Genomic DNA, 771 nt, shown 5'->3' with positions numbered 1-771 from the left:
ACCTGAGCGGGGCGCAGTTGAGCGGCGCGAACTTGAGGGGCATTGTCCTGCAAGATGCCGACTTAAGTGGGGCGGATTTGCGTGAGGCGGATTTGTCGGGGGCGGATCTCTCCGGAGCCGACCTGCGCGGAGCCAAGCTGCGGCGGGTAAACCTAATCGGGGCCAAGCTGATCAAGGCCGATCTGCGCGGGGCCAACCTCTACCGGGCCAAGTTGCTCAGAGCTGATCTCAGCGAGGCCGATCTTAGCCGCGCCGATTTGCGAATTGGCGCCGATCTGCGCGGAGCCATCATCACCAACACCCGTTTTCGCGGTGCCCTCTACGACGAGTACACCAAGTTTCCGGATGGCTTCAACCCCACCGAAATGGGCATGTAGCTGGAGCCTCGCCTAGGGGATCAAGCCTTGCCACAACTGGGCGACGCCTTCGGCAGCCGCTACAAAGGGCGGGTTGTGCAGGTCGGGCTTGTTGTAGCGCAAGGGATCCCCTTTCAAATCTATGACACTTCCCCCCGCCTGCTCGACGATACAGTGGGCGGCGGCGGTATCCCACTCCAGGGTTGGGCCAAAGCGGGGGTAGAGATGGGCGGATCCCTCAGCCACCAGACAAAACTTGAGGGCACTGCCCACGGACTTGACTTCGAGAGAACTGTAGCGCCGTCGCAGCTGTTCCAGGAATTGCTCCGTCTCCGGGCTGCGGTGGGAGCGGCTGGCCACCACCTGCAGAGGAGCCTGGGCGGGGGGGCGGGCCCGGATGGGCTCTTTGCCTTTG

Annotated in this window: 2 protein-coding genes; one reads left to right on the top strand and one right to left on the bottom strand. The window is 63.3% G+C overall.

Annotation, left to right across the window (positions count from 1 at the left end; translation table 11 throughout):
* Positions 1-377 (top strand): pentapeptide repeat-containing protein (locus NW835_RS06130; RefSeq protein ID WP_414414802.1); only part of this gene is annotated, 377 nt, incomplete at its 5' end.
* Between the two features lie 12 nt (positions 378-389).
* On the opposite strand, the gene NW835_RS06125 is transcribed toward NW835_RS06130, so the two are convergent.
* The coding region (locus NW835_RS06125) for a 3'(2'),5'-bisphosphate nucleotidase CysQ family protein (RefSeq protein ID WP_414414801.1) at positions 390-771 on the bottom strand (382 nt) is incomplete at its 5' end.

Source organism: Synechococcus sp. OH2, from assembly GCF_047462155.1.
Classification (GTDB): Bacteria; Cyanobacteriota; Cyanobacteriia; order Thermostichales; family Thermostichaceae; genus Thermostichus.
The sequence above is the reverse complement of the archived record's forward strand: the minus strand, read 5'-3'. Positions and strand labels throughout refer to the sequence as shown.